The sequence below is a fragment of the Paraferrimonas sp. SM1919 genome (assembly GCF_010993985.1).
In the GTDB taxonomy this organism is placed as follows: Bacteria; Pseudomonadota; Gammaproteobacteria; order Enterobacterales; family Shewanellaceae; genus SM1919.
The window spans coordinates 116,483-141,330 of record NZ_WINH01000009.1 but is presented as its reverse complement, the minus strand read 5'-3'; the positions used below and the strand labels follow the sequence as shown (position 1 = coordinate 141,330).

The 24,848-nt window shown below is 44.7% G+C and carries 1 protein-coding gene (cut by a window edge); it reads left to right on the top strand.

The genetic code is table 11. The features are described from left to right. On the top strand, positions 1 to 24,848 hold the 3' portion of the coding sequence (locus GFB48_RS07475; RefSeq protein WP_163933384.1) for an LEPR-XLL domain-containing protein. Its footprint begins 9,298 nt before the window's first position; 24,848 of the gene's 34,146 nt are visible here — the last part of the coding sequence; the start codon falls outside the window, past its left edge; its stop codon occupies positions 24,846 to 24,848.

The following is a 24,848-nucleotide window of genomic DNA, read 5'->3' as shown; positions in this document are numbered from 1 at the left end:
TCACAATAAGTGGTGACTTAAATTTAACGGCAGAGTCGGGTGGCGAAAAACTGTTTGATTTAGATGAGTTAAGTTTTATCAATGACTTTGCTAATAAGCTTAATGATGCGGCTGAGCTGGATGCTGATAATACAGATACCGATATTGACGAGCAGGCTGTCGATGCCTTAGATAATGACTCGATATTGTTTGAGTTAAGGGTGGCATTCTTAAACCAAGGCTTGCAATTATCGGATGCCTTGGTACTGAGTGTGATTAGTGCGGGTTCTGAATGGCAACTTAGGGATAGAAACGGCAGCAGTTACTTTATTCGTTTAGCTGAAGATAACGGTAACAGTTACCTAGAGGTGTATAAATCGACGATATCTGCCACTACATCCAATGAAACCACCTCTGTCGCCAGCGCCTTTAAAGATGCTAGCGGTCAGTCGGTAAGCGCATTGGTTACCCGTAACTTGGTGAATACTGAGGTTGAAGCCAGCATTGTTAATGACAACGATGCCGAGATTGATGTTAACGGTGATATTGTTATTCATGCCCAAGATAACGCTGGCATCGACTCCATCGTTAATGTGTTGGCATTCCAGTCTGTGACCAATGACTATGGAATAGGTTTACTGACTAACTTTTTTGATAATGTCATTCGTGAATACGATTACACCAACCGTTCAGGTAGCCAAACCGTTAGTGTTGGCGATATTGTTTATCTGGCAGAGGCAGACTTTACTACCCTTGAACAACCAACAGAACTCATTAATTCCCAACGTGTTCAGCTGGAGAATGGTTACACTAACGGTGGTATCGCAGGTGCCGTTTATGAGTACGTTGGCACCGATTTAAATGATGCCAATGGCATTAATTTAGCGGTGATCGATTATACCTCTGCCGATTGGCAGCTGGTCACCGGTGAGGCAGGTCAGAGCTTTATGTATATTGGTGATGAGGCTGAGATTGATCTCGCTAATGCCAACTACAACGATGCCCTGGTGTGGTTGCGTCTGAATGATGAAAGTTTATTTGATCAATTTAATATTCAATTGACGTCATCCGACTCGATTGCGGTGGGTGGCGTTGCTGCGGTTAATGGCGTCAAATCAGCGGTATCAAGCTCCATTGAGGGCGTTCAGCAAATTAATGCCGATGGCGCGGTTGACGTGACTGCACTGCAAACCGCGGTGATTTACGCAGATAACGATTCAGTGGTGAGCTCTGATGGTGGTGGCATTAATGGTGATGGTAAGTCTTTAGCCATTAATGGTGCCATTGCCACTAACACCATAGAAACCACAATAGAAGCCTTTATTGCCGATACTAATGGGTTAAATGCCGCGGCAATTAATGTGGCTGCACAGAATAACTCTGTTATTAATGCCAATGTAAATAATGAAACCACCTCAAACAGTGATTCTGTTGGCTTTACTTTGGCCTTCAACAGTATTGGTTGGCAAAGTCAGAATATATTATTTAATACTGCCGATGCACTATTGGGCACCGAAATAGGAAGTCATTCCCCTTCCTTTGTAGAAGCTTATATTGATTCGGCTAATGTGAATGCCAGCAGTGGTGATATTAGTGTCACCACTTTGGTGAATACCCTAATTAACTCAGAAGCCAAATCTAAGGTTACGGTAACGGCGTTAAGCTTTGATGAATCTGATGCCCTAGGCATAGGTGCGGTTATTGCCATGAACAAAAGCCACCTTGATTCCAACGCTTATATTCAAGGTGATGGTAGTCAGTCGCTAGAGGCGAACAATGGCAATATTGTCGTGGCCAGCGGTGACAGCTCGGCTATTTTTGCTGATGTAGCGGCGCCAGTACTGTCGATTGGAGTTGGCTTAGGTTCCGGTAGTTCTAGCAGTGTCAGTGTTGGTTTAAGTGCTAGTCGTAACCAAATTGAACATCAACAAGCAGCCTATATTGCCGATTTCATAAGTGTTAATGCTAATAATGTTTCTGTAAGCGTTGATGATGTGGCTGTTATTGATGCGCACTCGCAAGCGGCAGCCATTGCCGTGCAGGTGAGTCCTGGTAAGAGTATTGCTGCCAGTGGTGGCGGTGCCACCGCCATGAATGTGATTTTAAATACCAGCGAAGCCTTTATTAAAAATGCTGATGTTACTGCCACTAGTGGCGATATTATTATTGCCGCCAATCAAGATAACCAAATTGATGCCTTGGTTGACAGTGTCGCGGTGTCGGTAGCAGCGGGCACTCAAAATGGTGGTAGCCTGTCTATCGGTGCTTCCTATGCACGAAACTTAATTGGTTGGACGCTAAATAATTACAACACTGAAGATCTATCCGACGAGCAGATGAACCAAGGCTTGTCGTTTGTTCGTGCTTACAGTGAACATTCAGATTTAATTGCCAATGCTGGGTTGGTGGCGGTCACCGCTGCTGGGGTGAGTCAAATTAATGCCCGAGTAAAATCGACCAGTGTGGGTATTTCTGCAACCCCTAAAAATGGCGCCGCGTTAAGTGTTGGAGTGGTATTTACCGAAAACCGTGTAGGTACAGAAGTCAGTGCCGCTATGCTGGGTGAATCAGGCAATAATACGGTTACTGGCCAACAGGTTGAGGTGACAGCCGATAATTCGAGCAATATTGTTACTGATGCCCAAGCGGTAGCGGTTGCCGGTTCAATCAGTGGTGGCAACACTGGTGCAATAAGCGTGGGGGCAACCATTGCCCGTAACCACCTAAGCGATCAAACCCTAGCGACGGTTGATAATATCGACATCCAAAGCCATACGGGTGATATTACTATTAGTGCGCAATCGATAGAAAGCGCCGCGCCAAACAGCCAATATTCAAGCACAGATGGCAGCCAAGTATTAGCCCAAGGGGATGTGGTTGCAGATGGCTCCCAAGCCTATGTGTTCATTGGTGAGGCTTATACCTATATTGTTGATGAAACCAGCCAGCAAGTGGATACGGTGAACTCTGGAGAGATTGCTCGGGTACTGGTCAATGATAAATATTACTTCTACCAAGCACAAAATGGCCTATCTAATGTTGATTTAGCGACAATTGATTTTGAACAGGATGGCAATTGGCAGCTGGTGGCTCAAGACTTAGGGGCAGAAGACTACCAAGATATAAATCGTTGGCGAGAACTCACCAGTATTTCGGCAACGGCCACTGCTGCCTCTTTAGCCGTGGCTTTAGGGGCAAAAACGGGTCTTGCATTAAGTGGTGCAGGGGCTGAGTCAACCAACGTGGTGCTCTCTAAAACTAACGTTAGTGTGGATTCAAGCAGTTTAACCAGTGCGCAAAACATTAACCTTAATAGCCAAAGTAATAAATCAATTAATGCCACTGTGGTATCGGCCTCAGCCTCATTAGCGGCCACAGGTAAAAATGCTGCTGGTGCTTCAATTGGCGCCAGTTTAGCCCGTAATTTGATCGGCTGGGATTTAGATACCGATTATTTACCAAGTCAAACCCAAGAGGCAGCGCAAACCCACACGTTAATCACTGATACCGCGATTAGTGCCAATAATGGGGTTGGTGAATTACAGTTAACCGCCTTATCGGCTAATGATATTGATGCCATCGTGGTCGCAGGTTCTGCCTCTGTTGTGGGTAGCGGTCAAAATGGTTTAGCCCTCAGTGGTGCAGGTGTTAGCGCAGTTAATTTCATCAGTCATAGTATTCAGGCTCAGCTTGCTGCGACCACCAATGCGCCATTAGATTTATTTGCTTCAGCACTTGAGATAAGTGCAATAGATAACTCGGCAATTAACAGCATTGCCGTAGGGGCCAGCATTGCCGCTGTGGTCAGTGGTAATCTAAGTGGTGCTGCCAGTGTAGCGGTTAGCTTGGCAGAAAACACCATAGACAATACTGTCAGTGCCTCGTTAGATGGTTATCAACTCACTGGTAATAACTTTATTGCCAATACCCCTATTACTATTACTGCCCAAGAGAATGCCAGCATAGAATCTACGGCGGTTGCAGCATCATTAGCGGTTGCGGCTTCGGGTAAGATAGGGGGGGGCCTAAGCGGCGCCGGCGCCGATGCCACCAATGTTATTTTAACTACTGTCGATGCTTACATTGCCAACAGCATATTGGGAACCGAAACTTCCTACTTACAGACTAATATCGACCTTAATGCCACTAATACCTCCTCGATATTAGCCACTGTAGTGGGCGCTTCGGCTGCCATTGCCGGCGGTGTTAAAGGCGGCGTTTCCGCTTCCATTGGCGTTGCTTTGGCACAAAACTATGTGGGCTGGAACCGAGATGGCTCATTAGACAGCGCCAATGTGTCAGCTTATGTCGAGAACTCAGACATTTATGTTGATGGTGATATCGATATAGAAGCCATTTCTAATAATGAAATTGAGGCTTTAGTGTTGGCTTTCTCGGTGGCTATTGGCATCGGTGGCACTGCCGGTATTAGCCTTCCTGGTGCGGGTTCATCAACGGTGAACCGTATTGGCAGTGGCACCAATGCCTATATTGTGGGTGATGGTACTTCACAAATTCACGCCAATAATGTCACCATCAATGCCTATGATAGCTCATCGATTACTGCCGATACGGCTGCTGGTGCATTAGGCTTTGCAGGGGCCGGCCCTGCTGCTATTTCTGTTAGTGTGGCGGTTAGTTTGGCTGATAACAGTATTAACAATAGTGTTTCTAGTTTCATTGATAGCACTTTGGTATCCAGTGATGGAGATATCAATATTGATTCATCTTTGGAAAATACCATCTCCGCGACTGCTATATCTGCGTCAATATCTGCAGCTTTTGCCGCAAAAGTTGGAGCAGCATTAAGTGGGGCCGGTGCAGAGGCGCGAAATACCATTAATTCTTCAGTAAATAGTTACGCAACCAATTCAAAATTAAGTAACCAAGGTGACATTTTAATTTCTGCTAGTGATGTATCGTTAGTGGATGCCATTATTTTGGGAGCGTCTGCTGCGGTTGGTGCAAGTGGGGTTGCAGGAGTCGGTGTGTCAATTGGTGCCGCTGTGGCGCGGAACCTAGTTGGTTGGCGAGTCGATCACTCTTACTCTGCTGACTTTGATACTGATACTACTACTGAGCAACTCGTTCTTGATCAAGGAGACACCGTAAAAGTGTTATCTGGCCCACGCATGGGAGATGTATACCAATATGTGGGTGAAAATGTCAGTGTTGATCATAAATCTGCTGATGGCTTGAGCTTCGTTAGCCAAGGACAGCTAGTTCAGGTTGCAAGTGATTATAATGGCACAGGGCAGCCAGACGGTATTTATCGTGCTATTGGTTCTGGTAGTTTTGATTTATCAAACCTTGATTATTCTGACGATACTCAATGGGAATTTATTGGTTCTGGACAATTTATTGAACAGGATTTTGGTAATAGTAAGTTATGGAGACAAGTTAATTTAGAGCAACAAAGCTCTCAAGTGCATGCTTATCTAGAAAATACCAGTGTTGCGACTGATGGTGATTTAAATATAAATGCCACAAACGATGCGTCAATAGATGCTACGGTAGTCGCTGCTTCTGCAGCAGTAGGTGCTGCAGGTAAGGTAGGGATTGGTGCAAGTGGTTCCGGCGCAGCTTCTCAAAACAGCATAGCAACCAGTGTTAAAGCCTTTATTGATGGAAATGCCATGTTTGGCGATACTTCTCCAGGTATTGTGGCTGATGCAATTAGTATAATTGCCGAAGATAGATCGGATATATCTTCTGATGTGGTTGGCGCTTCCTTATCAGTTGGTGGTGGTGCTTTGGCGGGGGCTGCAATTTCCGTTGGCGTGGCATTATCTTACAACGAAGTTAGTAATGAGGTGGAAGCTTCAATACAAAACGCTTCTAGTGGTGCCGGAGTTGTTGCAAATAATGGCGACATTGTTGTTAGTGCAGATGTGTACGAAGACCACTCTAATTTTAATTCTAACTACCAGAGCAATAACGGCACTCAAGCATTAGTTGTTGGAGATAAAGTAAAAGTAAGTGCAGGACATTCAGATGGCGGTGATATAGGCGCTTATTACCGATATATTGGCGATCATGATTACCAAAGTAACGGTGCAGTTGACATTCAAAGCGGTGATCGTGTCATGGTTGCAGAAGGGCACACAAGCGGTGGAGTAATTGGTGCAATATATGAGTGGACAGGTTCAGATAGTAACTTAAATTTAGATAACCAAAATTATGCTTCAGGCAGTTGGGTTAGAGTCAATGTCAATCTGGCAAATGAAAACTATCGAGATAGCAGTCGCTGGATGCGTGAGGCTGCAATAAACGCTGTAAGTGTGGCTGCCTCAGCCGCAATTGGCGGAGCAGGAGGTGTTGGGGTAGGTTTAAGTGGTGCTGGAGCTTCATCGGTTAACGTTATCTTAACCAAAACGAATGCTTTTATTGAGAACAGCGAAGTCAGCAGTAACCTAGATGTTAATGTACTGGCTGATAATACCGCAGCGATCAATTCAGTGGTATTAGCCGCTTCAGCTGCAGTCGGCGTAGGTGCTGCAGGTGTGGGCGTTTCTATTGGCGCGGCAGAATCCAAGAATTTAATTGGTGAAGACTTAGACGGCAATCGAACCGATAACTTGGATAAACCTTTGTCAGAGGTTCAGGCCTACCTAGCGAACTCTAGTGTCAGTGCAAATCAGTTAAATCAAAGCGCAACTATGGATGCATCCATTGATGCCATAGTAGTGGCGGGTTCCGCGGCAGTGGGTGGCGGAAATATTGGTTTGGCTGGCAGTGGCGCCGGTGTGGGTGCCTATAACACAATTGCAAATACAGTCGCGGCATTTATTGATGGCGATGGCGCGAATGGCGTTAATGTTGATGACATCAGTATATTTGCCAGCAACGACTCTAGGGTGAGATCATATGCAGTTGGGGCTTCGTTAGCAATAGGGATTGGTTTCAGTGGTGGTGCAGGTGTTGGAGCCGCTATTACGGTAGCCGCCTCTGCGGCGCATAATACCCTTGCAAACAAAATTGACGCATATATCAATGATGCAAACTCAGGTTTTACCCAAGCCGATAGCATTTCTATACAAGCTCAAGATAACTTAGATATTGATTCTGTCGCAGTTGCAGCATCAATTGGTGTTGGTGTGGGAGATGGGTTAGGTTTAGCTATTTCAGGCGCAGGCGCAGATGCGACCAATATTATTTTGTCAGGCACCAACGCCTATATAAATAACTCTATATTGGCAACGAGTATTGGTGATGTCACCCTATTGGCTTCAAATAACTCAAGCATTGATGCCGTAATTGTAGCAGCATCGGTTTCTGTAGGGGGGGGAGCTGTTGGTGTTGGAGTTGCTATTGGGGCTTCTTTGGCTCGTAATGCTATAGGTTATTATTTAGATGAAAACGGCAACCTACAGCAAGATGATGCTTTATACAGTAACGTTTCTGCCTATGTTCAAGATTCTAGCATTCAAAGTGCTGGAGATTTAATTATCAATGCTAACTCTATAGCACAAATTAATAGTGATGTTGTTGCCGCGTCAGTGGCGGTGACGGGTGGCGCAGTGGGTGTTGCAGCAGCAGGTTCTGGTGTTAATTCGATAAACCAAATTTCCCAACACATAGAAGCTTATATCAATGGTGATAGCAGTTTGGTGCAAGGTGCTCCAATAGGAATAAGTGCAGAGCGCATTGATATTAGCGCAGTTGATGAGTCTAAGATAAATGCTAACGCAATTGGTGCATCCGTTGCGGCAGCCATCGGTTCCTCAGTAGGAGTAAGTGTTTCTGTTGCCGCCACTATTGCGCAAAATACTATTGCAAACGTCATAGATGCGGGAATTTCAAGGGCGAGTAACACTCAAGCGCGCGCGGGGAATATAACAACTTCTGGCATTGTTATTTCTGCAACGGAGCGGGCTCAGATAAATGCAGTCAGTGCTGCCGCTTCGGCTTCAGTCGCGGCATCTCAAGCTGGCGTGGCATTATCAGGTGCAGGTACAGAATCAAGAAATATCATAGAAACCATTTCAAATGCACACATTACAGATTCTTTAAGTGTTATTTCGGCTTTTGGAATAGATGTTAAATCATTCAATCAGGCCCAATTATCAGCAGATATTTTATCTCTATCAATAAGTGCAGGTGTAATCGCTGGTTCAGCGGCAATATTAGTTAGTTCTAATAACTTAGGCGGAAATACATCAGCTTATATCGCAAACTCTACAGTCAGTGTTTTTCAAGGAGATTTGCTTGTAGATGCTCAAGCAGAGGGTACCTTACATTCAAATGCAAATACCGTTTCGGTAGCGGGTGGGGTTGGCTTTAGTGCAGCTGTTACCAAATCAGAGGAAACAATAAGCAATAATGTAGAAGCTTATGTTGATGATTCTACTGTTAACGTTAACAGTGGTAGCTTAACCATAAACGCTGAAGCACTAAATGATGCAAATCCAAATATTAATTCAGTAAGCGTTGGTATGGTAAGCGTTGGAGTACTTGAGTTTAATGCAATAATCAGCGGTAAAACAGCGGCCTATATGACGGGTAATAATACCGTTAATAGTGCCGGTGGTATCGATATTTTAGCCACTGACACTAACACCTCAGATCCTGATATTGCTTCGGTAAATGTGGGTGGTTTAGCCATTAGCAGTATAAAAGCCAAGCCAACTATTGATCGTCATACCTGGGCTTATATTGGTGATGGCATTAATGCCTCTTCGGTTAATCTTAATGATTATCAAAACAGCAATAACGGCGGTAATCTCAATATTAACGCCAACAGTTCTGCCCAATCGAAAAATGAAATTACTGACGTCTCTGTGGGGCTAGCGACGATAACTGAGATGAACTTTGGTGCCAATATCAGCAATGATACCCATGCTTATATTGCTGATAACACAAATGTTTACGCCAAAGACAGTAATATAAGCGCCGATGCCAACCACACCTTAACCACTGATATACTTAGCGTGGCCGTTTCTGCCGTTAATATTGGTGTGCAAGAGATTGAAAATAAGTTAGAAGCTACAACTAAAGCTTATATTGACGGCGGTTTAAGAGCTGATGATATAGATATTAAAGCGTTATCAACACCAGTGGTAAACAGTGAGGTAACTGGAGTCGGAGTATCTGGCCTTAACATTGCTGCAGCTGAGTTAAGTAACACTTTAGATTCAGAGACCCATGCTTATATCGGCGATAGCGCCCATGTAATCGGTAATGAATTAAGTATTCATGCCGAGCAACTTAAATCAGATGATTATAGCTATACGGTTGAATCTGACTTGTTGCATGTTAATGTTGGATTGCTTGCAGCAGAAGGCGATGCTAAAGCAGAGGCTATTAGTAACAGCAATGTTTCTGCCTATATTGGTGCTAATGGCGCTAAGAGTTTTGATGATAATAATCATGGTTTAGTTGATATTGAGGGTGCGATTAATGTTATCGCTAAGGCTGATGAGAGCGTGCTGTCGAAAATTGAAGGCGGCAGTGGTTCTATCATTATAGCGGGTTCAAGTATGTCGCCATTGGCAGAGATTAATGGCTCAGTAAATACCTTTCTTGGTGGCAATATTCTAGTGGAATCAGATTCACTATTAATGGCAACCCAAGATAATTATGGGGCGACTAACCGGGAAGCCGATGCACACGTTGTGGGGGCTGCAGTTGCCTTAGTTGGTTCAGGCATCAATATTGATGCTCAAGCTAGCATCGATGGTAAGGTATTTTCCGGAATGCATGCGGGAGCCCATGCTGACATCGCTGGTGGGGCTGAATTTATTGCTAACAATTCCAGTTCTGCTTTAGCAGATGCCGAAGGTGGTAGTGGTTCAATTGGCGTAAGTGTTGCCACATTCTCTTCAACTGCCAACAACAATCATCAGACGTCAACTCAGTTAAATGGTGGTTCTGAAATTAATGCAGGATCTTTAAGTTTAATTGCTTTATCAAGCAGTGAATCTTCTTCTGAAATCTTTAGTTTATCTATTAGTGGATTAGCATCTACCAATGCTTCGGAAGCCGTTGCTGAAAATGAATCATCAACTTCTGCAAACCTTGGTGGTGATGTTTTTGTCAATGGCGGAAATATAAGTGTTACTAGTGATGCAAGTTCATTTAGTGATGCTAGCATTTCTGGCGGTTCAGGTAGTATTGGGTTTACGGTTTCTGAGGCTAATGCTATCGCGATGAATAATAGTTCAATCGAGGCTGGTATATTAGACAATGCAAGTATTGACGGAGCAGGTAGCATAGAAATTATCGCTAATACCCGTCCAGTGTCAGGAACTTCTTCCTTAGGAGCCACCTCAAATGCCGGTGTTTCGTTGGGATCTGGTAGTGCAATAGCGATTGGTATTGCCAATGCCGATGCTGATACCTCAGTTAATGTGAGTGCATCTATTGGAAGCAATGCTGAAATTGGCTTAGATAGCAGTGTCGGTAGCATTGATGTGCTGGCCTTTGGCCGTGGTGAAGCCGATTCAAAATCCAGTGCCTATGGCGGCGGTTTAGTGCAAGTGGGCCAAGCCAAGTCTGAATCTAGGTTTGATCCAAGTGTCAACGCAACTATTCATTCAGGAGTGCAAATAAACGCCAGTGGCGATATTACCGTGGATGCCTTGGTGGATGTGGTGCCTTCGTCGCAGCCAGCCAGTGATGCCATAGTGTCAATTAACGCCGCTAACAACACCATAGTCTTTGATTACCCCCTAAGTGATGGTGATGTTGTGCAGTTTTCGGCGAACACAAATGTAGGCGGCCTTGAGGATGGTCGCGTATATCGAGTGCTCAGTGGTCAAAATGGTGGTAATACCATAGCGCTAGGGGCATCGTTAGATGGCAGTGCAGGGATTGATGAGCAGCAAAATACCATGACCTTCAGTGGTGCCCATCATTTCCAAAGTGGTGACGCGGTTTATTACAGCTCCCCTAATGGCGAATCTATTTTTGCATCGGGGCAAACCAGCGGTTTGTTCTATGTGCAGCTAATTGAAATCGGCCAAGATGGTAATACCCCTATTTATGATGCCTTCTCAATTCGTTTAGTGGATAACTACGCTGATAGTATTAAAACTGATAGTCAATTGTCGTCTTCATTGGGCAGCTATAATACAGCATCAAATACCATAACGATGAATACTTCTGGCCAATATAGCCATGGCCAAATGGTGACGTTCTTAGCCAATAACAGTATTAGCATCAGCCAAGATGTGGTGAATGTGAATGATTACAATGGTTCTTATAGTATCGATGGTGAATCATTCTCCCCTGGTATTGAGCTCGATGAAAATAACGATTTTAGCGTGGTCCATAATGCAGCTGCCGATAACATTTATTATGAGGGACATGGTTTACAGGATGGCGATGCGGTTATTTATCGCAATTTGAGTTCGGGCAATGATATTAGCGGCTTAAACAGTGGTAATACCTACTACGCATTAAGAGGCGATGCCGACTTATTCCAACTTACCGAGCATTATTTCACAGGCTTCAGCACCAATGAAGTTCAGGTATCTTCTAACCCAGATGTTTACCGTACCCAGTTTGATATTAATGGCCATGGCTTAAGCAATGGCGACGTCCTGTATGACGCTTCTAATAACACCCAATACTATGTGGTGTCAGCCAATACCAATAGCTTTAGTTTAAGCAGTACGAATAATGGTAGCGCCCTTGATAATTTAAATATTAATACCCTGACTGCTGGCGTAATTAACTTAGACCACAACGGCATAGAAGGGGAGCACGTATTTGAAGAAGGGGTCAGTGGTTTTATTAATGGCCAGGGTTATTATGTCAAAGTCACCTCTGGTAATAACTTCCAGCTCACCACAGATAGTGCTTTGCAAAACGTGGTGAACTTTGCCACTAATGATCAATCCCAGCCAATAGTTCTTGCCGAGTTAGGGGTGGACTTAGTCGCCACCGTTGGTGAGGATTTACACGATTTAACCCTAGATTTAACGCAAAATTACTCAGGCGGTGCCAATGCTAAATTCTTAAGTGAAAGTGGCGCTGAGCTTAGTTCGGTTATTGCCCCACCAGGTAATGGTAAATCCAATGCCACTGCCTTAGGCGGTGGCGGTGGTGCAGTTGCGGTTAATGGTCCTGAAGCTTACATTGATTCAACCCCAACGGTTGCTGCGGTTATTAATGCTTCAAGCATTAATACTGCTGGCAGCGTATTCATCAACTCTTACTCGGCGGTAGATATTTCTTCTTACGCCAATACCGGGCAAGGCGGTTTGGTTGCCCTTGGTGAAGCCAGTGCTGACAGTGAAATTAGCAGTGCCAATACCAACTCTAAGGTCGGCAGTAATGCTTCTATTAACGCAGGTAATGATGTCATTATCACCACTGATTCAGGCCATAATGCTACCGCTCGAGTTAAATCTGTAGGCGGTGGTTTGGGTTCCGCAAGCGATGTTGATAACCGCGCAAAAATTACCTATGCCAACGAAATTGATATCGCTGATAACGCGACTGTTACTGCTGTAGATGCCATCGGTTTATATGCCAATGCCCACTCAACGGGCAGCACTAATGCATATTCTGAAGCTTGGGGTGGAGTGGCAAAAGCGAACTCAGATGATAACCACAGCTCAAACAATGTTGGGGTGCATATCAATGGTGATGTCACGATTGATATTAACAACGGTGTGTATATTGAAGGTGACTCGGTTGATATTGATGCCGATGTCGATCAAATAGCTGGGAATGCCTATGCCTATGCCAAAGCCATTAACCCCGCCCTATTTGGTTATGCCGAAGCCTACGCCGATGCCATTGTAAAATTAAATTCTGATGTCGCCATTAATATTGGTTCAAGTGCGAGCAGTAATACCACCACCATTACCGGTTTACGCGGCGTTGATATTACTACCAGACATAGTGATGCCGATGCCAGTGCCAGTGGCGGTAAAAAAGCGGTGGCGTTGATTCCACCCCAAAGCTTTAATAAAACTGAGGTAGAGAATACCTCACAAGCCTTAGATGTTAATGGCAACGTATTGGTGGTAGTGGGTGCCCGTGATGAAAGCCGCGCTAATTCTGGTAAGATAACGGCAACGAAAACCGGCTTAACCCGCAGCAGTGATATTAGCACTTACAATAATTTCTTAAATGCCAATAATCGTGATCAGGCACTTGCCTTATATGTGGATACCACAGGTAATGATCACCATATTTATTGGGATGCCGATGTGACGGTATTGGGGGGCAAGCAAGGGCAGCCAGAGCTGGTGGTTGATGAAGATGGCAATATTGTACGATTAAACAACGTACAGGTTTGGAATGATGCCGCCCTGACTCAAGTGCTTAATGTGGGGGATAGTATCACCGGCAATAACTACTATGTTGAGGCCATCAACGATGGTTATGGAGACATTGTCTTTAGTAACCCAGAAGCGCAAGTTATTAAGCAGCAAGCTGGCGATCCTATCTTTATTTTCAGGGATAACTTAGAAAGCATTAGCATTATTGATCACTCTAATAATCATATGCATATTCTTGATATTGATATGATCCACCGTGGACAAGATACTCCTTTAGTTCATATTGATACCGAGCAATCCCTAACGGCATCTAATAATGATTCAGGCCCTAACTTAACCGATGTTGACAGCACCAGCGGCGGTCACAGCGGAGCCCATAGTAATAGCTTTGGCTTTGGCCTTAAACATTCTATTTCACCTAATTTAATTACTGTTGACATTCAAAAACTGGGTGTTGGTGGCGGTGATATTGTTCTTAACGGCTTGGGTGGTTATGAAGGGCAAATTATTAATCCTACGGGTTGGACTCGTATCATTAATGAACAGGGTAACCTGTTAGCAACCGATGCTGACAACAGCATAGAGACCAACCAATTAAGGATTGATACCCTAGAAAGCATCGGTTCTGATAGTGCTGCGGGGGCCAATGCGAGAGTGAATATTGACTTGGTGCGCAGCTTGGCTATCCCTGAATACCAAGGGGATCCCGATGGTATTAGGCTTGAATCTTTACACTTAAATGCCGAACAGGATATTTATGCTTCGATTCAAGCCTTGTACCGAGTTAATGATAGCCATGCTGATATGCAGGTGAATATTGATCAACTTGATGCTGGCGGCAATATTGATGTGGTGATAGAAGACTCATTGGCGCAATCTGCCACTAATGACGTTGGCCATATTACAGTTCACATTCAAAAAACCGGGCAATCGGGCTTGTATTCAAGTCATTATCGACCTGATGGTGGTGATATCTTACTTGATAGAGCGGCTTATACCGGTGGTAGTGATACGGTACTTAATAGTACTTACACCTTTGAAATGCATACCCAAGTGGCCGATTTAGGCGACGTGCAGGAGTTTAGATTTAGCGGCGAGAGCAGTTATGCCATCGATGCAACAATAACCGCCCAACCTTTATCGGCAGGCTTAGTGGCTGGCGAGAATATTAAAGTTATCGCTGATAGCCGTTTCGATGACTCAACCACTATTGAGTTTATTGCCTTAACGGATGTTTTAAGCTCGGGGCATATTGATATGCATACCGATGCCGATATCACTTTGACGGAAGAGTATGACGATCTTCGAGTGGGCTTAGTGCAATCACAGTATCAAGATGTGCTGTTAATTTCTCCTGCCAGTATCTTAGATTCCAGTACTTTTGGTAATTGGGATTTAGGTGATAGCAGTGCTGATGTGGTGGCGGCCAATATTACCATGGTGGCAGTTGACAGCATTGGTGCAGATTTTAACTTCCTAGAAATTGATTCAAGCTACAGCACATCGGGAGTGGTTAAAGCCGATGCCACCAATAACATTCGTCTTATTGAAACCAGTGGTGACATGAATATTCACCATATTTATTCAACGTTTGGGGATGTGAGCTTAACCACCTTAGCGGGTAGCTTAATTGATGCTTGGCATGATGATGAGCTAACGGCTGAACATATCAATGTGCGCGGTAACAATATTGATTTAGATGCCAATGGTGGCGATGTGGGTAGTAGCGGTGATGATCTGGATGTGGATTCGGGCATTAATGGGGACTTTGCCGGTCGAGTTTATATTGAAGCTGACAGCAGCATTTATTATTCAGAAGCCAATAATGAGCTCAATTTATTAGGCGCTATCGCTCTTGGTGGTGATGTGCGCTTAACCATTAATGATACTGCAGCAACCCCAGAGTTAATACGAGGGGAGCCAAATAACACTTCAGCACCAGCGGAAGATCTCTACCTTGTTGACAAGGGCAGTCGCCTAATTGGAGAAAGTGATTTCCAAGCTGCCGGAGTGTTTACCACTGTTTATCAAGCGGTGATATCCGCCGCCAATGATATTAACTTATGGATAGGCGATAACTTTGCCACCCAAGATAATTCCTTAGTACTTGCCGCTGGCATGATAGTGGTGCGTGGCGACAGTTTACGTGCCCGCGGTAGTGATGATTATACAAGCTATAGCGGTGATATGGACCTTGGCTTTGGTACCAATATGGATCTCAGGGGGACCATAGGCGGCACTTATACGGGCAGTGATAGCGAGACCCTGTTAACCAATGTGATCACACGCGACACAGTTGATAGTGAAAGCTTTATTATTGATGGCACTGGCCAAACCCACATTTATGGTAATGATGATGTTGATTTAATTACTTTTAATGAAACAGAGCTCAATGCCAAAACCAAAGTGTTTGGTAGTCGTTTTAACACCCTAAGCGACAACGAGGTAGCAGGCCAAGATGGTCGTGATGAATTCACCGTGAACCAATTGCAAACCATGTCGGTAGATGACGGCTTGACCTTGACCTTAGATGGTCAAGGCAACAGCGATTTGTATACGGTTATTACCACTGGCTCCCAAGGTGATTATCGAGATTATGTGATCAATGTGCTTGATAGTGGTGATAAAGATAATGGCGAAGATATCCTTAATATTTATGGTAACGATAGTCCATTAAGTGGAACCGATTTAGCTGGCGAAGCCTATGACGCCGATGACATATTCTTGTTTAGACGTGCCAGCTACATTGATACCGACCTAAGTGATGGTGGCATCATTGATGATGAGCAAGCCTTTGACGATGGCACTCTGGCTTTCGTTAGTCTGCTCCATGGTACCTTAGAGCAAACCCGCAGCAGCGACCCTAGTGGCGATAACTCTGTTCGTCCTCAACAACAACAACGCATTAATTATGACGCCAACTTAAATGGTCGTTTACATGTGTTTGGTTTAGGCGGTAACGATTACTTTGCCGTTGATGATAATGCTGCTATCACTACCATTGATGCCGGTGCCGGCGATGACAACATTCAGGTTGGTCAGATCTACGGTACCCTGCGTGATGATGGCACGGTTGCTGCCGCAGATGTGTTTGGTTCACCAAGGGATAGACTAAACTCTGGCGCCGATGAATCGAATATTATTGCCACAACCCGTGGTTATCTATCCCAAGGTAATACCAGTCCATTAGTTGTACAAGGTGGCAGTGGTGAAGATGTGTTCACTGTGTACTCCAATAAAGCCGAATTACGCTTAGAAGGTGATTCAGGTAACGATTTATTTGTGGTTCGAGCTTTTGCCTTAGCCGAAACCTATACCGAAGCCGATGAAGCACTGAACCCAGATCATAAAGCAGGCACCATCATTGTGGATCCAGTCACGGGTGTGGCTCAAGCCAAAGTGGGCTTCTCCACAGAAGATACTACTAAGGTCAATACCGGCTCAGGCGACGATGAAATCCAATATAACATCAATGCACCGGTATCGATTGATGGCGGGTCTGGTTTCGATAAAGTGGTTATTTTAGGTACTGAATTTGCCGATGATTTCGTGATCACCAAAGATGGGGTCTATGGCGGTGGTCTCAATGTTCGCTTCGATAGAATCGAGATGCTCGAAATCGATGGCCTAGAAGGAGACGATGAATTCTTCGTATTAAGTACACCGTTTGGGGTGGCGACTCGAATTATTGGTGGCTTAGGCAGTGATACCATGAATGTGGGGAGTGATGTAACCGAAGACATAGTCTCAAGGGAGTTAGAGGGCCTCAGTGGTACCATTAACCATGATGTATTGTCTGACGATCTTGGTTATGACGGTGTCGCGGTAAACGGTATTGACTTAAATGTTGCTACAGAAACAGAAGGTGTGGTGGTAATAGAGGAAACAGACGGTTACACCGAAGTGTCCGAAGCGAGTTCCATTTATGATCAATACTCGGTAAGGCTTTCGGTACAGCCTGAAATTGGTACTGTGGTCTATGTGACAATATCAGCAGCTAGAAGCAATCAAGAGGAAGCCGATGGCAGTGTGATCCCGAATCTAGAAAATGCTGACAGTATTCGAATTACTTCAGATTTCGGTGTGAATAACGCCAATATCGATTTTGAAAGAAGTTATGATGTCAATCAGGTTAACGAGACCAGCAATAACCGTACTGTGGTGCTGCGCTTTGATCATACTAATTACGATCAGGCTCAAAATGTGTTTGTGCAAGCCGCACCTGATGATGCCCAAGAAGGGGCTCGTACTGTTACCATTAGCCACAGTACTTTAGTTGAAATTGATGGGGCAGTGATCACTGATGCTGCAGTTCAAGATCAACAACTTGGTATTTTCGATCAGGTTGCAGTTCGCAATGTTGAAGTGAATGTGATTGATGATGACTTACCACAATTGTTAATCACTGAAACCAATAACTCCAGTTTAGTGTTAGAGGGTGATATTGGCTCAGGTAAGGGGATCGCGGATAACTATCAATTAAGTCTAAGCACCGCACCTGCTGCAGGCAGCACGGTGGTGGTGCAACTGAGCGAACTGATTGCCCCCGGTGGTTATTCAGAGATCACTTGGTCAAGCAGTGATTCTCGCTTTAATGCCACTGATAATACGGTCACCTTTACCAGTGCGAACTGGCAGCAACCAATTGACATGATCATTACTGCGATTGATGATGATGCCACAGAAGATAAGTCCTACAGCGTCATTGAGCACCAAGTAACGGTTTATGATCAAAATGGTATCCAAGATAACAGCATAAATATTGAAACCGTGCTGCTTGATGTGGATGTGATTGATAATGAATCCAAAGGAGTGATCGTTAGCGAAAGTGATGCTAATACCCTAGTGATCCAAAATGCTACCGATTCTTCAAATTCGGATGACTACACCCTAAGGCTGACTTCTGCGCCTGATGCTGATGTTACCATTAATATTATTACCGATGGTCAAACCGATGTTGTCCTGTCTAACAGAGTGACCTTAACCGAGATTGGCCATATCGACACCACCACTATGTACAGTGGCGGAATTACCTTTGATGGTATGACTGCTACTCGCGAGGTTGAAGGTAACTTCTTTGATGCTGGACTTGAGGCAGGGCAATGGCTGCAAATTAGTGGTAGCAGCAATAATGATGTTGATGGCTACCAGCTTATTCAAATTGAAAGCATCAGTAATGATGGCCAAACCATCACTTTTGCACAATCGAACGACTTTAATGGCTTTGTTGCCGAACAGGCTCAGCAGGTGCAGTTATTTAGCGCTCAAAGAGACGGTTATTATCAAGGGCAACTGACCTTTGTTGATACAGGAACTGTGCCAGTAGGCTTCGTAGAGCGTGACACTATTATTCGTAGCGAGGGCTCTTGGAGTGAAGATGGCTTTAGTGAGGGCCAAATTATTCGCGTGACCGATGCTCAGGGTAATAATGGTGACTATAAAGTGGTGTTACTCGATGATGGTGATGGTGCCTATGGCGATGATCAGGTGATGACCCTTAGGGCAATCGATGAATTAGTGGATTTATCCACCATTGCCACAGTAACTCGCTTAGCGGCAAGTGTGACCTTTAGTGCCGATGAAAACAGCGCTGATGCTTGGTTTAATGAGGTCACCATTACCGTTAAGGCCGATGCAGATTATGATAAACCAGTAGATAGACAATTTAAAAAAGAGTTTTCTAAAAACGCTAATACCCTGGCGTACAACCTCAGGGGGCCGCTAGAACTTGTAGGCGGGGTACTAGGAGAGCGTTCTTTACAAGAAGCAATCATGCTTCCTGGTGAAACTAATGGCCCTCTTATTGGGATCGCTATACAACCTGATGAACTGACTCAAATTGATACTCTTAATGTTTATAATGACAACTCCCAAGAAAATTTAGAGGTTGCAGTGTCAGGAGCTGCGATCACTGGCTTAAACCTTAATAACAGCCTGAGTTTTCCTGTTACTGCTTTTGGTGAATCGAATGATTTACCGGCTGGGATTGTGTTTGGTAATTTACAAACTACCGATCCTACAGACAGTGAATTTGAGGTACTCAACCTATTTATGGGTATGGGTAACGACTATGTGGAGGTGACAGATACTCTGCATACTGAAGCTGACCATGGTGGCATTACTGTGATCCATGGTGGCGGTAACCAATACCTTGAGTTTGATTTTGCCAGCACTTTAGAACAAATCAATGCTGGCTTTAGTTTAACTCGTGGCGATGGCAGGGACTGGCAAGATGCACGAGTTGAAGTAGGTCAAACCCTAACCTTAGATGCGGGTAGCCACGGGGTGTTTGAAGTGATAGCGGTTAATGGCGACCAATTGCAATTAGCGTCTATCAATGGTCAATTGCCACAGGCGGGCAATAGCACGGGCATTACTAATATTGCCGTGATTAATCCACAGGGTGAAACCTTAGTCGGCGGTGACCATATTGTGGTTACTGGTGGTGCTGGCCCAGACTCACCATTGGTAATTTATGGCGATACTTCCCAAGATGGCAGTTACTACAACGGCTTAGCTAGTATTGCCGATAAAGGCAACTTTGGAGATAAACAACAGAACCCACAAAGCCCTTCTGCTGAAGATCAAATTTTTGATTATCCATTGGCCAGCCAGTTTGATTATCACGGAAATGATGTGATTGATGCCAGTGCCGTATTTGCGGGTGTTGCCATAACCGATCTACCGAGTGTTGGGGTGACCATTTACGGTGGTCGAGGTAACGATACCATTATTGGTTCGCAAGCGGGCGACCATCTTGCGGGTGGTTCGGGCAATGATGTCATTATTGGTCAAGCAGGTAATGATCACATTTATGGTGATTCTGGAGTTAATGTCAATGTAATCACTCGGGTGCTAACCATACCAGTGATAAATGCCAGCACTAGTGTTAATTTCGACCATCTGCAAGCTGGCGATGATGTCATTTATGGTGACTTTGTTGATGTTAGCGATATCAGCTTAATTGATGAGCAAGCCACGGGTGCCTTTGACGATATTATCTTTGGTGATCACGGCATTATTACTCAAAATATCGAACCAGAAGTCAAACTTCTTACCACTGAAGAAGTGGTAGAAATAAGCAGCTACGACCCTGAAAATGGCGGTCAAGATGTTATTTACGGTCACCTTGGTAACGATATTATTATCGGTGGTGGCCTAGGAGATACCTTGCATGGGGATCAAGCTAATGATCTGGTGTTTGGTGATTTTGGTTATGTCGTGACTAATATCGATGGCCAAGCCATTGACCGCCAAATGCTGCCAATGTCGATGCCGGTTGCCGATCACCCCTTTATGTTTGAGTCAATCTACACCCAAAACCACTTCCAAGGTGGTGATGATGTTATCTATGGTGATGAGTTTATTACCCTTGATAGCAACATAGAATTAGCCAGCGATGGTGAAGATATCCTAATGGGTCAGCAGGGCAGAGATACTATCTTTGGTGGCTCGAAAGACGACGATATTTGGGGTGGCCATAATGTTGCCTTAGGCCAAGATGCAGGTGATAGACTTGATGGCGGTAAGGGCGATGACGTTATCCTTGGTGATAACGGTGTGATCCTTCGTCGAGGTGATAGCTATAACCCACGCATAAAACTGTTGTCTGGTTCAGCCATTTATGACGATATGGGCATAGCCCAGCTTCAAGCGGACCTACTGCAAAGTCCTAATGGTACAGCCGCCCGCCAAATTGTGGTAATGGATCATGCTAATGACACCGACAACAGTTTATATGGCGATGATTATATTGCCGGTGGCTTTGACGATGATGTGATATTTGGTCAATTGGGTAATGATATTATCCAAGGTGATGGCTCCATTGGTACCGTCGCTGCGCCTACGGACTCTCAAGCTTCTAGAAATATTGACGGCTCTCTATTTGTTATTTCCTCATTTGAAAGTCTCGAGCATGATGGCGATGATTACATAGAAGGGAACGGCGGCGATGATGTTATCTTTGGTAATTTAGGCCAAGATGACATCATAGGGGATAACTCGAGTCTTTACGGGTTAGACACCAGCTTTGCTAGAACCACAGGCTCGGATATCTTATTTGGTGGTGATGGCTCGCGCATTGTACGTAATCAAATGGGGCAAAATGGTGAATCGGTTGATAACCTTGGTAACACTCAAATCGCCGAGCATGCCTTCGATGCTGATTATATTATGGGGGATAACGCTAACTTATTCCGCCTAGTAAGTATCGACGATAACCTTGATACCCAATTCTTAAGTTTTGAATATGATAATTCAGAAGATATCGGTTCAGATCCTCAAGACCCACAAAATACCCAATTAAGAAGTGAGCTTAAAGTGATCCCTAGGGCTTTTGTGCTCTTGGATTACGGCTATGGCCTAAGCAATGACACAGACTTAGGCGCCTCAGACCTGATCATGGGTGAGGATAGCGATGATGTTATCCAAGGCATGACCGGCAATGATGTGCTTTACGGTAATGGCTGGGATGATGATTTATATGGCGGTACCGGGCTGGATAAAATTTTCGGCGGCAGTGGAGAAGATGGCATTATCGGTGATGATGGCCTTATTCTTACCAACCGAATTGGTATTGCTGAACCACTTTACGGTATGGGAACTGGTGAAGAGCACTTTATCGATATACCAGGGCCTTGGACTGGAGCTTGGGTTGATTTGGATGGCTACATTAAGAAAACTGCCCATTTAATCAACTGGGAGCAAGGCAGTTCAGATGTGATTTATGGTGGTCTGGGGGATGATTGGATCCATGCGGGTGCGGGTGATGATGCAGTCTCAGGTGCTGAAGCTCTATTCGATTTTTATCGTGATACTCGAGCATTAGCGGCGAGCCCATTTGTTTACGACGCCGAAACCGGCAAGCTTGATTTTTACGATGCCGATAACCCATTAGAAAAAATGGAAGGCTTCTTATTAAATTTTGAATCTTTCACCGCCAATGGCGATCTCATTCATGATGGTAAGGATAGAATATTTGGTGATTTAGGTAACGATGCCCTATTTGGTGGTACCGGTCATGACCGCTTATTTGGTGGTTTTGGGGATGATTACCTGCAATTGGATGATAATCTCAATACCAATGGCGGCCTAAACGATACCTCTGATGATGCCACTAACCCAGATGAAACCGCAGGGGCAGCTGATTTCGCCTACGGTGGTGGTGGTCGTGACGTCTTAATTGGTAATACAGGCTCCGATCGCATGTTCGATTGGACCGGTGAATACAACAGCTTTATTGTGCCGTTTGCACGCTTTGGTAATCAGGCCATCATTCGCTCACCATCGCCACATGTGGTTGACTTTTTACAAGCATTGGGTGAAGCGTCAGGTAGTGACAGAAGCATGCTTGAACCATATGGTGAGCTTGGCTTAGTTACTCAAGATGACCCAGAATGGGCTGATGTGCATGGCGCCCCAAGGGATCCGCAACCGGGTAATACGCCATCGGGTGATTTTGATACTGCAGGTGCGCCAGAAGACGATAGACAGCTTGCACCATTGCAAACTGCCCATGGAAGTACACCTTCGGGTACGGTTTCTACTGAGATATATGAAGATCTTGCCGCTATTCATATTGAAACTGCCATTAATGCCGTTAACCCATGGCAACCTACGGTGTTTGAAGATGCCGATAGTCTCTCTTTAGCGGCCAGTTTAGAAGCCGGTGAAGATGTGGTCTGGACTTACCTAGTCACCAACGCCAGCGACACGGCTTTAGCAGATGTGATTGTGGTGGATGATTTCGCTGGTCAAGGTGACGGCTTTGAAGCGGCTTATGTTGGCGGTGATGACAATAACGATGGTTTGTTAGATGTCAATGAAACCTGGTTATTCACCTCAGCAGGTGTAGTCAATTATGTTGCCCAATCGAGTTATAAAAACGTGGCCAGAGCAACGGCGAATGCCGAAATTGACGGTGAGTTGGTGAGTGTGACTGATATTGATGCCAATTATCATAATATTGGTAGCCAGCAAATCGGCATTAATATCGAGAAAACCTTAAATGGACTGGACGCTGATACCCTTGAACAAGCGGTGGTGGTTGAACTGGATGAGCAGTTAGTTTGGCAATACAGTGTTAGCAACACTGGGGATACTCCTCTAGCGAACATCACTGTTATTGATGATCATGGCACGATAGATACTAGCGACGACTTTATCGCCAGCTACCTAAGTGGTGATGTGAATGATAATGGTCTACTCGATGCGGGTGAAGTGTGGCTATTTAACTCTGCGGCCATTGACTATCAAGCTTCAGAGGAGCACTACGTTAATGTGGCCACAGTCACGGCGAACATTAATCAGCTTACGGTTACTGATTCCGATGCGAACCACCATATCTTAGCCGTTGCAGAGCCTGTGTTAGGGGTAGATATAGAAAAAGCCATTAATGCACTCGATCCTCTCAACCCAACGGCTGCTGAAGATGCTGATAGCTCGGGCCAATGGTTACTGCAAGGTCAAGATATTGTTTGGACCTATTTGGTACGCAACACTGGCGAGGCAGCACTTGATGGCTCGTCATTAATCATCGTGGATGACCATGGTACGGTTGATACTGCCGATGACTTTACCCCAAGTTATCTATCGGGTGACAGTAATGGTGATGGCTATCTTGATGTTAACGAAACTTGGTTGTTCTCATCTGCACCAGTGTTGGAATATCAAGCTACTCAAAGCAGTTACATTAATACCGCTACGGTAACGGTCATACAAGATGGCCAAACTGTGACAGACTCAGATACCAATGCCCACTCTGTTCATACTGAACAAACAGGGCAACAAGGCCTAACCCCTGGTTTCTGGAAAAACAATGCTGAAAATTGGCAAGCCCAGGCTTGGCCAACGGACAGTTTTGGCAATCCAATTTTCAGTCCAAACGATCTTGCTACGAGTGTGTTCGATATTCCTGCAAGCTACCAGTTAGAGAATTTAACGCTACTTGAAGCATTAAATCTGAAGGGCGGTCAGGAAAATGCACTGTTGCGTCATGCGGTAGCAGGTTTATTAAATGCCTTGCATCAAGGCGTTGACTACCCAATTACGGCAATCGACTTGATTAATCAGGTTAACTTGGCTTTAGCCAGTGCTGACAATAACGTGATCAACAGTTTAAAAGATACGCTTGATGGCTACAACAACCTTGGGGCCGACTTGGATCAACATGGTCGTGTGGGCGAAGGGGACAGTGCTCAACTAAATCTATCTCAGCAAGCCCTTACTGAGGTTGACCTCATCGCAGATAGCGCGGAAGTTCAGTATCAAAACCAAGCTTTTGCCGAGACGGAGGGCTTAGTTGATGATTCTGTCGTTATGGCTGAAGCTTATTATGAGATGCAAGGTTCTGATTTGTCTGAGCATTCCCAGCCAGTTGAGGTTTACTCTGAAGAGGAACCTCAGTTAACTGAGCTTGATACTTTTATTATTGATATCGAAAGTGGTCAACTGTCAGCCATGTTAAGGGATAATTCTGAGGCTCTTCTTTATCGTGATGATGCTCAGTCCGCGGATTGGATTTATGTGGAAGAGCAACATGCACCATTAAATCAAGGGCAACAAAATAAGGCCATTAAAAATTCACAATCAATGGAAGTGTTTGTTAAAGGAGGCAGCAGTAAGGGAAAGAAATAG